The following is a 15,665-nucleotide window of genomic DNA, read 5'->3' on the forward strand; positions in this document are numbered from 1 at the left end:
ATACACCGCGCAAAACTTGACCCGCTGGCCTGCGCGATTCATGGATAGGGCTCGAACCAGAGGACATGGAATGGCAACGCGCGCGGCGGGACACTCGAGGAATAGCATGGCGAGGGGTGGCAAGGCGGTCGACTGGCGCGCTGCGTTCCGGCGTAGCCTGCGACGCACGATACAGATGACCGGCGCTGCCGTGCTGGCCGCGACCATGGTGTTCCTCGGCCTTGCCCTGGCCAGCTATACCCAGACCGACCCCAGCAATTCCACCGCGGCATCGGGCGCAGATATCCGCAACTGGATGGGGGCAAGCGGGGCGTGGGCGGCGGAGCGTGTACTGATGCTGTTCGGTGTGGTCGGCGTGCTGCTGTTGCCGATGCTGTACATTTTCGCGCGCAAATTGTGGCGCGATGTGGAGGAGGAGGACCGCGACACCACCACGCGTTGGTGGATGCCGTTCGCCATGTTGCTGCTGGCGATGGCGCTGCTGTCCACCACTCTCAGCCTTGCATTCGATAGCCCCGGCGGCACGCTGCCGGCATCCATGGGTGGGGTCACCGGCCTGTTGGGCGCTGGCGGGATCGAGGCAGTGGCAGACCGGTTCGGCGGCAAAATGTCCGGCTGGCTGGTGCTGGCAATGGCGCTGTTGGCTCTGGGCGGCGGTACGGCGCTTGTCACCCGCGTTTTCGCGATCGACTGGGCATCGCTGCTGACGCTGCCGCATTTCCTGATAAATAACAGCGTCAGCCGCGCTATGTGGTCCATCCTGCCGCGCCGCTCAGGCTCGCCCGAACCGCGTCCTGCGGCCAAAACGCATACAGGAAACGCGCCAGCCGAAGACGATACGCGAACCCCGAATACCACCCTTCCCATTATCGAGGATGCGGGACGCCGCGCGCCCACCATCGCGGATCGCAGCGCTCCTCCGAAGAAGGCTACCCCGACCAAGAAGAGCCAGCGCGACATGTTCGCCGATTACGAACTTCCCAGCCTTGAATTATTGGCCGAACCGCCGGAACACCCGGCGCCCGCGCTCGACAAGATGGCATTGGAACGCAATGCGCGCCTGCTCGAAACCGTGCTCGACGATTTCAACGTAAAGGGCGAGATTACCGCCGTGCGCACAGGGCCTGTGGTCACGATGTACGAACTGGAACCGGCGCCCGGTATCAAGGCCAGCCGCGTGATCGGGCTGGCAGAAGACATCGCCCGCAATATGAGCGCGATTTCGGCACGTGTTTCGCCCATCCCGGGCAAGACCGTGATGGGCATCGAACTGCCCAATGCCGACCGGCAGATGGTGGCGCTCAAGGAACTGGCGGCCTGCGCAGACTTTGCCGATGCCGATGGGATGCTGCCGATTATCCTGGGCAAGGATATCGCCGGCGAACCGATCGTGGCGGATCTTGCCGCCATGCCGCATCTGCTGGTTGCGGGCACCACCGGTTCGGGCAAGTCAGTCGGGTTGAACTGCATTCTCCTCAGTCTGCTCTATCGCTTTACGCCCGAGGAATGCCGCCTGATCCTGATCGATCCCAAGGTGCTGGAGCTGAAGAGCTACGACGATATTCCGCATCTGCTTTCCCCCGTGGTGACGGAGCCTGCCAAATCCGTTCGCGCTCTGAAATGGGCGGTGGAGGAGATGGAGCGGCGGTACCGCATGATGTCGAGCGTGAATTCGCGCAATATCGGCGGCTTCAATGAGAAAGTCCGCACCGCCGCTGCCAAGGGCAAGCCGCTCGGCCGCCGCGTGCAGACGGGCTTCGATCCCGACACCGGCGAGGAACTGTTCGAGGAAGAACAGCTCGATTACCAGCCATTGCCGCTGATCGTGCTGATCGTGGACGAACTGGCCGATCTGATGGTCACCGTGGGCAAGGAAATCGAGGTGCTGATCCAGCGCCTCAGCCAGAAAAGCCGCGCGGCGGGCATCCACCTCATCATGGCGACGCAGCGCCCGTCGGTCGATGTGATCACCGGCGTCATCAAGGCCAACCTGCCCACCCGCATCAGCTTCAAGGTGACGAGCCGCATCGACAGCCGCACGATCCTGGGCGAACAGGGCGCGGAACAGCTGCTGGGCAAGGGCGACATGCTGTACAAGCCCAACACTGGCGCGACGGTGCGCGTCCACGGCCCGTTCGTGTCGGACGAGGAAGTCGAAGTGGTGGCCGATCACTGGCGCGCGCAGGGCACGCCCGAATATATCGACGCCGTGACCGAAGAACCCGAAGATGGCGGCTTCGCATTCGGCGGCGACGACATGACCGCCAGCGACGATCCGGACGAGCGCAAATATCTGCAGGCCTGCCAGGTGGTTTTCGAAAACCAGAAGGCGTCCGGAAGCTGGCTGCAACGGCAGATGGGCGTCGGCTACAACACCGCCGCCAAGTGGATCGAGCGGATGGAAGGCGAAGGGCTGGTCGGCCCCGCCAACCACGTCGGCCGCCGTGACATCTACCGCGACAAGGATGGCAGCCCGCTTTAGGGGCGTAACACGATTTGCGCTGCCGAAAGGCGTCGCCGAAGGATACTTGTACGTGCTGTCCGAACCATGCTGAAAACCCGCAATCCGGTCCAGCTGATCCCGGTCCTGTTTCTGGGTGTAATCCTGCTCGGCACGGTTTTGCTGATGCTGCCTTTCGCGCGGGCGGGGGCGGGCGCAGCGCCGCTGATGACGGCCTTGTTCACCAGCACCAGCGCGGTGGCGGTTACCGGATTGATAGTGGTCGACACGCCGACATACTGGTCGCAGGCAGGACAGTGGATCATCATGGCGCTGTTCCAGATCGGCGGCTTCGGTATCATGACAGCCGCCACATTTCTGGGCCTGGCGGTCGGACGCGGCGTGCGCCTGTCGGACAAGATGGCCACGCAAGTGGAACGCAGCAGGCTGGATCTGGGCCATGGGCACGAAGTGCTCAAGCTGGTGCTGATCATCACCATCGCGGTGGAGGCACTGGTGACACTCATTCTGACCTGCCGATTGCGGTTTTTCTACGATATGGAATGGGCGGATGCCGCCTGGCACGGGCTGTTCCACGCCATTAGCGCGTTCAACAATGCAGGCTTCTCAAGCTTTTCCGACAGCGTGATGGGGTTCCAGTCGGATTGGCTGATGCTGGCCCCGATCATGCTTGCCGTGATCGTCACCGCACTGGGTTTCCCGGTCATGCAGGAATTGCGCGCTGCCCCCTTGCAGTTTCGCAAATGGACGCTGCATACCAAGATTACGGTGACCTGGACCGCTGTGCTGCTGGCGGCAGGGTTTATCGCGATATTGTGGGCGGAATGGGCGAATGCCGATACGCTGGGCCCGATGGCGCTGGGCGATAAGGCGCTGAATGCGCTGCTTCATTCCGTGATGCCGCGCACCGCCGGGTTCAACAGTCTGGATGTCAGCAGTTTTAGAGACAGCACTCTGGCGGTGAATTACGTGTTGATGTTTATCGGCGGCGGCAGTGCGGGCACGGCGGGCGGGATCAAGATCACCACTTTTGTTGTGCTGTTGGCGGTCGTCTGGTCGGAAATCCGCGGCCACCGCGATGCCAGCATGTTCGGACGGCGGTTCGGTACTGGCATCGAGCGGCAGGCGTTGTCAGTCGCGGTGCTGGCCGCCAGCCTGATCGGCGCAGGGGCGATGGGGCTGCTCGCCTTTACCGACATGGATATGAAGGACGCCCTGTTCGAAGCGATCAGCGCCTTTTCCACCGTCGGCCTGTCAACCGGCGTAACCGGCGATCTGCCCGCGCCCGCACAGGCCATCATCATCGCGCTAATGTTCATCGGCCGCGTCGGCACGATCACCGTGGCCACCGCATTGGCGCTGGGTGCGGCGCGCAAACCCTATCGTTTCCCGGAGGAGAACCCCATTGTCGGATAAGGCAGACATCAAGAAACCGATCATGGTCATTGGCCTTGGGCGCTTCGGCAGTGCGGTGGCAAACTCGCTGCTACGCATGGGTCACGAGGTGATGGGCGTGGACAGCGACCCTGGCTGTGTGCAGGCGATGGCCGGATCGCTGACCTCCGTGATCGAGGCGGACACGACCGATATCGAAGTGCTGCGGCGGCTAGGGATGGAGGATTTCGGCGCGGCCGTGGTCGGCATCGGCAGCGATATCGAGGCCAGCGTGCTGACCGTGCTGGCGCTGAGCGATCTGGGCGTTACCAGCATCTGGGCCAAGGCGGTAAACGACAATCACGGCCGCATTCTGGAACGCACCGGAGCGACCAACATCGTCTATCCCGAAGCGCGGATGGGTGAGCGCGTGGCGCATATCCTGACCGGCCAGATGATAGATTTCATCGAATTCGATGACGAGTTCGCCATTGCAAAAATGCGCGCGCCCACCGCAATCGTGGACAGGACGCTGGAGGAAAGCGGGGTGCGCGAAAAGTTCGGCGTGACGGTTGTAGGGGTGAAGCGCCCGCAAGCGGATTTCGTCTATGCCGTACCCGATACCGTGGTGCTGGCGGACGATCTGATGATCGTATCGGGCACAACTGCACAAGTGGAACGCTTCGCCGCGACAGCCAAGCGCTGACGACGCTTTTCAGCGCGGCGCGTTGAGCAGCCAGTCGCCGCTGTTGAGGCCGTCCAGCGACCAGTCGCCAATGCGCCAGCGCACCAGCCGCAGGGTGGGATGGCCGATGGCGGCAGTCATCCGGCGGACCTGGCGGTTGCGGCCTTCGCGGATAGTGATTTCCAGCCAGCAATCCGGCACTGTCTTGCGAAAGCGCACCGGTGGATCGCGCGGCCATAAGTCGGGCGGGTCAATTCGGCGAGCTTGTGCGGGCAGTGTCGGCCCATCCTTCAGTGTCAGACCGCCGCGCAGTTTTTCCAGCGCAGCCTCGTCCGGTTCGCCTTCGACCTGCACAAGATAGGTCTTGGGCGTCTTGAACTTCGGATCGGCAATGCGCGCCTGTAATCTGCCGTCATCGGTCAACAGCAACAGCCCCTCGCTATCGCGGTCGAGGCGGCCCGCGGGATACACGCCGGGCCGGTCGATGTAGAGCGACAGGGTGGGGCGTTCGGTAGGGCTCTTGGCGTCGGTGAACTGCGACAGCACGCCGAACGGCTTGTTGAACAGGACCAGCGTGCCGCTCATTCCATATCGTCCGCAGGAATCAGCGCGCCCGATACCAGTAGGGCCTCGATGAGATCGCGGTCTGCCGCATTCGCAAGCAGCTCGTCATCCAGCTGACCGTGCGACGCAGCGCAGAGACGTTTTGCAAATTCGGCGCATGGCCCGCTGCATTCATAGGCCTCGCCATCCACGAACAAGGTCACATTGTCCGGTCCAGCCGCGATATAGGCGAAGCGGCTTTCGGGGTTACGCATCAGCGCAGTTGCCGGGTGGAAAACAGCGTCCGGATCGCTGTCCGGCGGGCCATGCCTCCCGGAGCTCAGGTTCGCGCCGAGCCACTGCGTGAAGCTTTCGCGATCCTGTAACCGGGCGAGCACCATGGCGTGCATCTGGTCGATCGCGTCTTCACCGATCTCGCCCGGATTGATTGCGCAACGCAGGTCGGGGTCAGTGTAGCGCGTTTCTGCCAAGGATTCCGCGACGATATCGTCGGTATAGTCGGCCAGCAATTCGATGTCCGACGGCGCGCGGAAGCCGATCGAGTAGGTCATGCAGCCTTCGTCCGCGCCACCCCCATCGCCTGCCAGTGCTGTCCCTTCATGCGCAATGCCTGGCGGTACGTAGAGCATGTCGCCCGGCTCCAGCACATATTCCGCGACCGGCTGAAAGTCAGCCAACAGTTTCAGATCATTATGCGGCAGCAACGGCGTGTCAGCGTCGCACACTTGCCCGATACGCCAGCGGCGGCGGCCGAGGCCCTGCACCAGAAACACATCATACGCATCGAAATGCGCGCCCACCCCGCCACATTCCGCGGCAAAGCTGACCATCACATCGTCGATCCGCCAGTCGGGGATGAAGCGAAACGGTTCGATCATGGCGGCGACATCCGGGTCGATCCGGTCCACGCCTTGCACCAATAAAGTCCAGTCGCTCCGCCCCAGCGTATCGAAACGTCCAGGATCAAACGGACCGTGTTCGACACTCAGCGCATCGCCTTGCTGAACCACCAGCCGTGACTCCATGGTTTCTTCGCAAGCTAGCCCGGCCAGATCGTCCGGCGCGACCGGGTTCTGCCAGTCTGGCCATGCACCGCGCAGCAGCAGCGGTTTCTTCTGCCAATTTTCGCGCAGGAATTGTGCCGGCTCCAGCCCATGCAGCCTCACCGCGAAAGAACCTGTGCGGCTTTGGGGTACAAATCGATCAGGAGCTGTGCACCCATCTGGCGCATGACATCATCGATCCCGCCGGCCAGTTCGCCTGCATCCATACGCCGCGCATCGCGGTGCAGGCGGTCGATGGTTTCGCGGTGTTTCTCTACCACCGCGCGCACGCGGTCGTGCCAGAAGGCGGGGTGTTCGCCTTCCTCCCATTCGCCGCGCCCGCGCCCGAAATGCGCCACGGCGAGATAGCGCAGCAGCGATGTGCCAACGAGATCGGCGAAGAAATCGTCCGACCAGCGCACCACGCTGCCATCCTCGCCCTTGGCCATGTTGATCCCGCGCGCCAGCCCGCCGCCGCCCAACGCGCCAAGGATGCCGCCCACGATCATGCCGCCGCCCAGCGTCAGCCCACCTGCGGCAAGGTCTGCAGCGAGGCCTGTCACCGCGCCCGATGCCAGACCGCCCAGCAAGGCTGCTGCGCCTTCGGGTGTTTTTTCCTCGCTACGATAGTCCGCGGCGATGCGTTCCAGGACCTTGCGCGATGCCTTGCCCGACAATCCGTGCAGCTGGATAAGCGCGTCGGTGGAGCTATGCGTGCCCGCCGCCAGACGCTCCGCCAGTTTGGTCATGGCTTCGCGCGTTTCCGGCCGTTCGCCGCGCCCTGCACGCAAGGCGCTACCCAGCTCGTCGCGCCAGGTGGAGCCGCGCACGCTTTCGCGGTCGGTGGCAGCCTGCGCCAACGCCTCGGCCAGTGCGGTCATGGACGCGCGGAAGCGGGCGAGGTTTATGTCCTCCCATTCCGCCTTAAGCGCTGCCATCGCGCCCGCTTTCTCCGGCGGAAGCAACGGCGCGACGGTATCCAGTAGTGCGCCTTCCTGCACCCACACCCGCGCAAACGCATCCATCGGCAATGCGCCCGCAACGATGCCGCGTTCACCCAGGTGGTTTTGCCAACGCATGATCTCGTCCGTCGTATCCTCGCGCGGCGGACCCATCTGGTTGAGGAGCAGCAGCACCGGTTTACCGATCCATTCCAGCACATCCATTTCCAGCGCGACATAGCTCGCCGCCGCCGGATCCTCCGCTGCATTGACGAGATAGAGGATGACATCCGCTTGCTCGCGCGCGTTCTTGACCGCCTGCTGGCTGGACCAGAGCGGGCGTTCGCGGAACCGGTCCCACACCTGCGTCAGCATCCAGCCAATGGGATTGCCGCTCAGCCGCAGCCGGTCGAGCAGGCGCGCAGTATCCCCGAAGCCGGGTGTGTCCCACAGCATCAGCGTGTCCGCGCCCGATTGCACCAGCACATATCCGCTGGCCAGATCGGTAACGTGTGCAGCATCGCGCACTTCGCCCACATCGCGGCCCAACAGGGTGCGCGCCAGCGTTGTCTTGCCGGCGTTGGTATGGCTGATCAGGCTGAGATTGATGGCCGTGCCTTCGGTATGCAGCTCGGTCATGGAATTACCCTGGGATGGCGCTTGCCAGTTACGAGATCTTCCATCAGCTGCGCCTTTTCCGGATCGCTTGCCGCAAGATCGAGGCGGAGCGACGCCAATTCTGCGCGGCCCATAACCGCATCCCAGGCCTCGCCGCGTGTTGCCAGCCTCGCGCTTGAGGCAGAGTTATCGCCAAACCGTTCACGGAACGGGCTTTCATCGATAATTGCGCCCACCAATGTGCCCGGATGCTTCACCGCCAGCGCATCGCGCAACCCGGATGCAATCGCGCCATGGTTTTCATGTTCCGGAGTGGAGGAAATCGTGAACAGCAGCAGGTGATGATCATCGTCCGCGTCGAACTCAGCCGCGGCCAGCCAGTCATCTTCCGCCCCATAGTCGACCGGCGGGTCGAATTGCAGCGCGGTGCCGTCCCCCAACGCATCCTGTGTCAGCGCCGACAGCACCTCGCGCACGCCTGCATCGGGGTGATAGGCATATGGCGTCACGCGCACTTGCCCGGCACGGCCGTGCGCGCCGCGCAGCAGGCGGCGGAAATAGAAACCGTCGCGTTCCGGCAGGGTGAAACTGTCGCGCCGTCGCCAGGTCTTTACGGCCGCCAGCAGGGCCAGCACAAGCCGCGGAATGACGACAAAGCCGATGACGGTTGCGGTGGTGAGGATTATCCACGGCCCGGCATTCACGCCCCCACTGTCCAAGCCGCTATCCGCGCCGGTCCAGCGCATCGCTGCAATCCCTGCAACATCGGGAATGACCAGTCCGGTGACGGCCGCCGCCGGGCCGAGAACCAGGGAAATTGCCGCATGGACGCTTTCCGGACCAAGAAACGTGCTTTCCCATCCTGCGCGGTATTCGATGCCCAGCGCGCGGAAATAGATGCCTGCCACCACGCCGAGCGCAAAGGTCGCAGCGGAGAGATGCAGAATACGCGCGCTACGGGCGGCGGCGAGCGACGCCGATGCTGCGCTCCAGTCGGTGGCAAAGCGGCCCAGCGCGCGCGACACAGGCGTCGCCCTGTCGAACCCGCGCTGCCCCAGCCTGGCAAGCCGTTCCAGCACGCGCGACAGGCCGCCGGGGCCGCCCTTGCTCGAACGCGGTACCAGCGTGACCAGCATCCAGAAATAGACCAGCGCATTCCACGCCAGCATCCCGATAAGCGGGAACGCCAACAAGTCGAGCCGCCGTCCGCTTGCGAGTTCATTCAGCGTAAGGCCGATCAGGAATGCGCCAAGCGGCACGGCCCAGCCGATCCAGCGCGGCCAGCGCGTTGCGCGCAGGGCAGTGGCGATTGCGGGAACGCGGCTGGCAAGCCGACCCGCGGCAAATTCGGCGCGGCGCGCAAGAAACAGATCGTCGCCCTTGCGTCCAGTTTTGGCCCCGGCGCCCGACAGCGCGGCACGCCCAGCCTCATGCGCGGCGACGCGATCCTGCTTGGTCAGCAGGTCGCCCGCGGCATCTTCTTCCTCAATGGCGCGGACCAGCAGCACGCGCCGTGCATCGTCTTCCGTCATCGCCGCGCCCCCATCCTTGCTGCCATCAGGCCTGTTCAAGTTTCTGCTCGTCTCGCTGTCCTAGCCAACGGGCGCGTCGCTGCAAGGTTTCCCGCCCGTGCGGTTGTGCAAGGCGATTGCGCATCCGGACGCGGTGCCGCACTTGCCCGCCGGTGGTTACCTTTGTACCGACCCGTCACACCTTATCGGAGCCTGTCCCCCATGCGTATCGGTTGCCCAAGCGAGATCAAGAACCACGAATATCGTGTCGGCCTGACGCCCGAAAGCGCCCGGGAACTCGTGGCAAACGGGCATGAGGTGTGGGTTCAAACCGGCGCCGGTGCAGGCATCGGTGCGTATGACGATCAGTATGAAACCGCCGGTGCGCGGATCGTAGGCGGGCCGGACGAAATCTTTGCCGAATGCGAGATGATCGTAAAGGTGAAAGAACCGCAAGCTGCCGAACGCGCCAAGCTGCGCGAGGGGCAGATCCTCTATACCTATCTCCACCTTGCGCCCGATCCGGAGCAGACGGCGGACCTCGTGAAATCCGGCGTGACCGCAATTGCCTATGAAACGGTGACCGGCCCGAATGGCATCCTGCCTCTGCTGAAACCGATGAGCCAGGTGGCCGGGCGGATGAGCATCCAGGCAGGCGCCACCGCGCTGGAAAAGGCGCATGGCGGGCGCGGTGTGCTGCTGGGCGGCGTGCCCGGCGTGATGCCGGGCAAGGTCGCGGTCATCGGTGGCGGCGTGGTCGGTTTCAACGCAGCGCAGATGGCAGTCGGTCTGGGGGCGGACGTAACCATCCTCGACCGCGATCCGGAAGTGCTGGAAAAGGTCGGCACCCATTTCGAAAGCCGCGCCTCCACGCGCTTCTCCAACAAGGCCAATCTGGAAGATTCGGTGTGTCAGGCCGATCTGGTCATCGGCGCAGTGCTGATCCCCGGTGCCGCTGCGCCCAAGCTGATAACGCGTGAGATGTTGTCCGACATGCAGCCCGGTGCCGTGCTGGTGGATGTTGCCATCGATCAGGGCGGCTGCTTCGAGACTTCCAAAGCGACCACACATGCCGACCCGACCTATATCGTCGACGACATCGTGCATTACTGCGTCGCCAACATGCCGGGCGCGGTGGCGCGGACCAGCACCTATGCGCTCAACAATGTTACGCTGCCTCATGCGCTGCGAATTGCGCGCGACGGGTGGAAGGCGGCGCTGCGTAACAACCCGCATCTGGCGCAGGGCTTGAACGTCCATGCCGGTTCGGTGACGTATGAGGCCGTAGCGAGCGAGCTCGGCTACGATTACCGCAGCGTGGACGATATTCTGGGCGAAACGCCGATCGCCTAGGGCGCGGTGCTTTCAAGAAACGGAGCGGCAATGTCCGCGCCGATGCGTTGCGGGCGCAGACTGACCGCATCCAGCATGGCCCACATCGTGAGCGCGCTGACCACGATCTTGCCCGATGCATTGCGAAATTCGACTGCCCGCCCGAACCGCGCGCCTTTCGGGCCGTCTGGAATGAAGGTTTCGCCGGTCACGCTTTCGCCGTCACGGATATTGCCGCGATAATCGATCTCGTGCCGGACCACGACCCAGATATAGGCGTCGCGGTCCTGCGGGCGGGCGGCGGCGTACCAGTGCTGCGTCGCCAGATCCTGTATCCATTGCACCCACACCGCGTTGTTCACATGGCCCAGCTCGTCGATATGTTCGGGCCGGGCGGTGAATTTGCGTGAGAAGCGCGGCGCGTGGTCAGCCTCCACCGTCATTTTGCAGCGGTTTCGGCCAGTCCCAGATGATCGAGGATGAAGGCAAATTCCTCCGCCGTTTCGCGCAAGGCGGTGAAGCGCCCCGACTTGCCGCCATGGCCTGCGCCCATATTGGTCTTGAACAATAGCTCGTTATCGCCCGTTTTGTATTCGCGCAGCTTGGCGACCCACTTCATCGGTTCCCAATAGGTGACGCGCGGATCGTTGAGGCCGGCGGTGACCAGCATCGGCGGATAGTTCTGCGCGATGACCTGGTCATAGGGAGAATAGCTGAGGATGTAGGCGAAGGCCTGCTTGCTTTCGATCGGGTTGCCCCATTCGGGCCACTCGCCCGGTGTGAGTGGCAGGTCCTCGTCGAGCATAGTGCTGAGCACATCGACGAACGGCACATGCGCGCCCACAGCGCCCCACAGGTCGGGGTTGGTGTTGATGACCACGCCCATCAGGCTTCCGCCCGCGCTGCCGCCGGAAATGCTGATCTTGCCCTTCGACGTGATGCCGCGCTCAATCAGCCCCTCGGCCACGTCCACAAAATCATTGAAGGTGTTGGTCCGGTCGTTCAGCTTGCCCTGCAGATACCAATTGCGGCCCAGATCGTCCCCGCCGCGAATATGCGCGATGGCATAGGCCATGCCGCGATCGACCAGGCTCAGGCGGGTGGTGGAAAAGCCCGGCGGGATGGCGATGCCATAAGCGCCGTAGGAATAGAGGTGCATCGGGCCGCCAGCAGGACGGTCCTTGCGCCGCACCACGCTGACAGGAACCTGCGCCCCGTCGCGCGCGATGATGGTCAGCCGCTCCGTCACGTATAGCGACGGGTCGTAGCCTGACGGGATTTCCTGCACTTTTAACGTAGTGAGCTTGCCCGTAGCCACGTTGTAATCATACACGGTGTCAGGCGTGACCATGGATTCATAGGCGAGGCGGAGGGTATCAGTCGCATACTCTCGATTGTTCGAAAGCCCGGCAGAATAGCTGGCTTCGGGGAAGGCGACGGGGGTAATCTTCGCCGGATCGGCATAGGATCGCAGCTGGATCTGGTCGAGGCCGTTCAGTCGCCCTTCGGTGGTGTAGAACCCTTCATATAGGTCCATATCGGTGAGGTAGAACTCGTCCGACCCAGCTATTAGCGTGGTCCATTCGCCCGGCGCGTCCAGACTGGCATTGGCTATGCTGAAATTGACGTGGTCCTTGTTGGTGTGAATGAACAATGTGCCGTCGCGGACATCGACGTCATACTCCACGCCCTTTTCTCGGCGTCGCACCAGGATCTGCTCGCCGGTGGGATCGCTGGCCCGCACCAGCCGCACTTCGCTCGTTTCATTGTCGCCCGTCGCGATAACCAGCCAGTCTTCCTGCGCAGTAAGGCCGGTGCCCACGCGGTAGCCTTCGTCCTCTTCGCGGAAAATCTCGACATCCTCAGATACCGGCGTACCAAGGATGTGCAGGCGGGCATTGTCCACCCGCCAGTTTTCGTTGGCCTTGCCGTAGACGAGCGCGGTGCCGTCCATCACCCAGGTCAGGCCGGACAGGGTCTCGGGGATCACGTCGGGCAGCAATTCCCCGGTTTCGAGATCACGGATGCGCGCTGTGAAGCGTTCCGAGCCATTGTCGTCATAAGCGTAAGCGAGATAGCGGCCGTTCTTGCTGATGGTGAATGCGCCTAGGCGAAAATATTCCTTCCCCTCGGCCAGCGTGTTTTCATCCAGCACCACCGTATCATCGCCGCCTGCAACGGGGCGGCGGTAATGGATGCGGTACTCCTTGCCGTCTTCGAATGCGCTCCAGTACATCCAGTCGCCGTCCTTCTGCGGAACGGTGCTGTCGTCCTTCTTGATGCGGCCCTTGATCTCTTCGAACAGCTCCTCGACCAGAGCCTCGCGCGGAGCCATCTTCGCTTCGAACCAGGCGTTTTCGCGTTCCAGATGCGCGATGACATCGGCATCGTCGATCTTGGGATAGGACTGGTCCTTCATCCAGTGATACGGATCGGCAATGGTGATGCCGTGATGGGTGTAGGAATGCTCGCGCTTCTCCGCCACGGGCGGTTTAGCTGAATCAGGTGCGGTGTTGGTCACAGATGTCTGTTCCTCGGCATGAAGCGGGGCGGAAGCCAGCGATGCGGCAAGCGCAGCCATGGCCACTTGGAAGGTCATCGAAAGACGTCTGGTGTGCCGTGTCATCGTGGGTTCCGCCTGTTGAATTCGGGTCAGCTATGCTATCAGGTTTCTATATGAAAAAGCGCGTTGCTAAGCCTCCTAATTGCGCGGCGACAATGCGGCAAGAACACAGACGTTTTCGAAGGACCGATATTCCATGCTGATGCAGACACACGAAGCCCGCCTTTCCGCCTTGCGCGAAGAATTGAAACGGCGCGGGCTGGACGGGATGATCGTGCCGATCAGCGATGAACATATGTCCGAATATATCGGCAGCTATGCCGCGCGCATGGCCTGGCTGACGGGTTTTGGCGGCTCGGTTGGATCGTCGGCGGTGCTGGGCGGCGCTTATGAAGGCAAGGGGGCCGCCGTGTTCGTGGATGGGCGTTACACCGTGCAGGTGTGCGAGCAGGTGGACGGCAAGCTGTTCGAATATTGCAACGTGCCCGAAACCAGCGCCGAACTTTGGGTGGCAGAAAACGCACCGAAGGGCGCGCGCATCGGCTATGACGCCTGGTTGCATTCCGCCAAATGGGCAGAGCATGCGGCGGCGCTGCTCGCTGCCAAGGGCATCGAACTGGTGGCAGTCGAGAGCAATCCGGTGGACGCCGTATGGCAGGACCGCCCTGAACCCTCCATCGCATCGGCCATGGTGCATGACGAGCGCCATGCCGGGCAGTCCAGCGCGGAGAAGCGCGCCGCAATCGCTGAATGGCTGCGGGCAGAAGAACTGGACGGCGCCGTCATCGCGGCGCTCGATTCCGTCGCATGGATGCTGAACGTCCGCGGCGCGGATATCGATCGCACCCCGGTCACGCTCGCTTACGCCATCGCCCATGCGGACGGCACGGCGGAACTGTTCATCGATGGCGCGAAGGTCACGCCCGAACTGCAACGCCACTTGGGCAACGCCGTGGTGCTGCGCGAACGCACGGACTTCGAAAGCGCGCTGGGCGAACTATCGGGCAAACGCATCGCGGTCGATCCCGAAAGCGGCGTGGCGGCCATTACGCATGCGTTGGAAGCGGGAGGCGCGACGGCCGTGGCGAAACGCGATCCCACCGTCATCCCGCGCGCCTGCAAGAACCCGGCCGAACAGCAGGGCCACCGCGACGCCCAGGAACGCGACGGCGCGGCAGTCACGAAATATTTGCACTGGCTGAACGTCAACGCCCCGACCGGCAGCGAAACCGAATTGAGCGCAGCGGCGCAATTGCGCGCCTTCCGCGAAGAATCCGACTTGCTGCGCGACTTGTCCTTCGACACGATCTCCGCCGCGTCAGGCCACGCCGCCCTGCCGCATTACCGCGTGGACGAGGACAGCAACATCGCGATTCCCCCCGGCAGCATCTTTCTGTGCGACAGCGGCGGGCAATATCCCGACGGCACCACCGACATCACCCGCACCGTGTGGATCGGCAGCGAGGACGGCACGGCGGAGCCGATTGCGGAGCAGAAGGACCGCTTCACCCGCGTGCTGAAAGGCCATATCGCCATCGCTCAGGCGGTCTTTCCGCAAGGCACCAATGGCGGGCAGCTCGACGTGCTGGCGCGCCAGTATCTGTGGCAAGCCGGGGTCGATTACGCGCATGGCACCGGCCACGGCGTCGGCAGTTTCCTTGCCGTGCATGAAGGTCCGCAGCGGATTGCGAAGCCTGGCGGCGGGCAGGCCGGTACCAGCCAGGAAATCATGGAGGGCATGTTCCTTTCCAACGAGCCGGGTTATTACAAGGCCGGCGAATACGGCATCCGGATCGAGAATCTGGTGCTGACCGAACGCCGCGACATTGCCGGCGCTGAAGGCGAATATCTTGGTTTCGAAACGCTGACATACGTACCGATCGACCGGACGCTGGTCGATGAAACGCTGCTGACACGCGAAGAAAAACAGTGGTGGAACGATTACCACGCCCGGACCCGCGCCATCCTCGCGCCGCAACTGGAAGGCGATGTACTGGCCTGGATGGAGGAACAATGCCGTCCGATGTGACCCCCTCTGCTGCACTGAAACTCGCGGACAATTTCGTGCATCTGGGGCTGGGGGCAAGCGCGGTGTCCCAGCCGCCCTTCACCGGTCTGGATTGGTACGAAGGATACGGTGCCCGGCATGGCGGCGACGGGGCCGAGGGCCGGCTGGTTTCGCAGTACGAATTTACCACCAACTGGGACGTCTGGGAAATGCATCCGGTGGGCGCCGAAGTGGTGATCTGCACTGCCGGCGCGATGACGTTGTTGCAGGAAATGCCCGACGGGGAAACGGTCACCACGCCGCTCGTCACGGGCGAATATGCCATCAATCCGCCCGCAGTGTGGCATACTGCCGACGTGCCTGAGCGGGCGACTGCAATCTTCATCACGGCGGGGGAGGGTACCGAGCACCGCCCGCGATAAGCGTTGCTCGCGCGCTGGTTGGCTGGCTGCTTGCGGCCGACTGAACGAAACGCGGTAACTGCGACAAGCCGCGACACATTGGCCGGATTTTGCGATACTGGCGCGACACCCGGCCGCTAGAACAGGTTCCAAGAGCTGCGGCG

Annotated in this window: 12 protein-coding genes; 6 read left to right on the plus strand and 6 right to left on the minus strand. The window is 63.2% G+C overall.

Going from position 1 to position 15,665, the window contains the following annotated elements:
• Positions 1-70: 70 nt before the first annotated feature.
• From HME9302_RS00945 to HME9302_RS00955, 3 genes are all read left to right on the plus strand, one after another.
• Positions 71-2,482, plus strand: coding sequence for an FtsK/SpoIIIE family DNA translocase (locus tag HME9302_RS00945; RefSeq protein WP_115365450.1), 2,412 nt, complete (start codon positions 71-73; stop codon positions 2,480-2,482).
• Positions 2,483-2,548: 66 nt separating this feature from the next.
• Complete coding sequence (locus HME9302_RS00950) at positions 2,549-3,877, plus strand: TrkH family potassium uptake protein (RefSeq protein ID WP_115365451.1); 1,329 nt, start codon at positions 2,549-2,551, stop codon at positions 3,875-3,877.
• Positions 3,867-4,541, plus strand: a complete 675-nt coding sequence (locus tag HME9302_RS00955) for a potassium channel family protein (protein ID WP_230079813.1) — start codon at positions 3,867-3,869, stop codon at positions 4,539-4,541. Before HME9302_RS00950 ends, HME9302_RS00955 begins: the two co-directional genes overlap by 11 nt.
• A gap of 9 nt (positions 4,542-4,550) precedes the next feature.
• Here HME9302_RS00955 and HME9302_RS00960 read toward each other — a convergent pair whose 3' ends face one another.
• From HME9302_RS00960 to HME9302_RS00975, 4 genes are read right to left on the minus strand one after another with little or no spacing between them, the layout of a single operon-like run.
• The gene (locus tag HME9302_RS00960; RefSeq protein ID WP_115365452.1) at positions 4,551-5,105 is read right to left on the minus strand and encodes a pseudouridine synthase; all 555 of its coding nucleotides are present in this window, start codon (positions 5,103-5,105) and stop codon (positions 4,551-4,553) included.
• Positions 5,102-6,250 carry a cupin domain-containing protein gene (locus tag HME9302_RS00965; RefSeq protein ID WP_115365453.1) on the minus strand — a complete coding sequence of 383 codons (1,149 nt, stop codon included), beginning with the start codon at positions 6,248-6,250 and terminating at the stop codon, positions 5,102-5,104. The genes HME9302_RS00960 and HME9302_RS00965 overlap by 4 nt, the downstream gene beginning before the upstream one ends.
• Positions 6,247-7,707: a GTPase domain-containing protein gene (locus HME9302_RS00970; RefSeq protein ID WP_115365454.1), complete on the minus strand. Its 1,461-nt coding sequence runs from the start codon at positions 7,705-7,707 to the stop codon at positions 6,247-6,249. The genes HME9302_RS00965 and HME9302_RS00970 overlap by 4 nt, the downstream gene beginning before the upstream one ends.
• Positions 7,704-9,257 carry a DUF2868 domain-containing protein gene (locus HME9302_RS00975; RefSeq protein WP_147270738.1) on the minus strand — a complete coding sequence of 518 codons (1,554 nt, stop codon included), beginning with the start codon at positions 9,255-9,257 and terminating at the stop codon, positions 7,704-7,706. Before HME9302_RS00975 ends, HME9302_RS00970 begins: the two co-directional genes overlap by 4 nt.
• A 162-nt stretch (positions 9,258-9,419) precedes the next feature.
• On the opposite strand from HME9302_RS00975, the gene ald reads away from it, so the two are divergent.
• Positions 9,420-10,550, plus strand: coding sequence for an alanine dehydrogenase (ald, locus tag HME9302_RS00980; RefSeq protein ID WP_115365456.1), 1,131 nt, complete (start codon positions 9,420-9,422; stop codon positions 10,548-10,550).
• Here ald and HME9302_RS00985 read toward each other — a convergent pair.
• The gene (locus HME9302_RS00985) at positions 10,547-10,972 is read right to left on the minus strand and encodes an acyl-CoA thioesterase (RefSeq protein WP_115365457.1); all 426 of its coding nucleotides are present in this window, start codon (positions 10,970-10,972) and stop codon (positions 10,547-10,549) included. The genes ald and HME9302_RS00985 overlap by 4 nt on opposite strands.
• The gene (locus tag HME9302_RS00990; RefSeq protein ID WP_230079814.1) at positions 10,969-13,155 is read right to left on the minus strand and encodes a S9 family peptidase; all 2,187 of its coding nucleotides are present in this window, start codon (positions 13,153-13,155) and stop codon (positions 10,969-10,971) included. Before HME9302_RS00990 ends, HME9302_RS00985 begins: the two co-directional genes overlap by 4 nt.
• 133 nt (positions 13,156-13,288) lie before the next feature.
• Here HME9302_RS00990 and HME9302_RS00995 point away from each other — a divergent pair, with 133 nt between their 5' ends.
• On the plus strand, positions 13,289-15,121 hold the full coding sequence (locus HME9302_RS00995; protein WP_115367374.1) for an aminopeptidase P family protein: 1,833 nt from the start codon (positions 13,289-13,291) through the stop codon (positions 15,119-15,121).
• Complete coding sequence (locus tag HME9302_RS01000) at positions 15,118-15,522, plus strand: cupin (RefSeq protein WP_230079815.1); 405 nt, start codon at positions 15,118-15,120, stop codon at positions 15,520-15,522. Before HME9302_RS00995 ends, HME9302_RS01000 begins: the two co-directional genes overlap by 4 nt.
• Positions 15,523-15,665: the final 143 nt, after the last annotated feature.

It is taken from the genome of Alteripontixanthobacter maritimus, assembly GCF_003340475.1.
Taxonomy (GTDB): domain Bacteria; phylum Pseudomonadota; class Alphaproteobacteria; order Sphingomonadales; family Sphingomonadaceae; genus Alteripontixanthobacter; species Alteripontixanthobacter maritimus.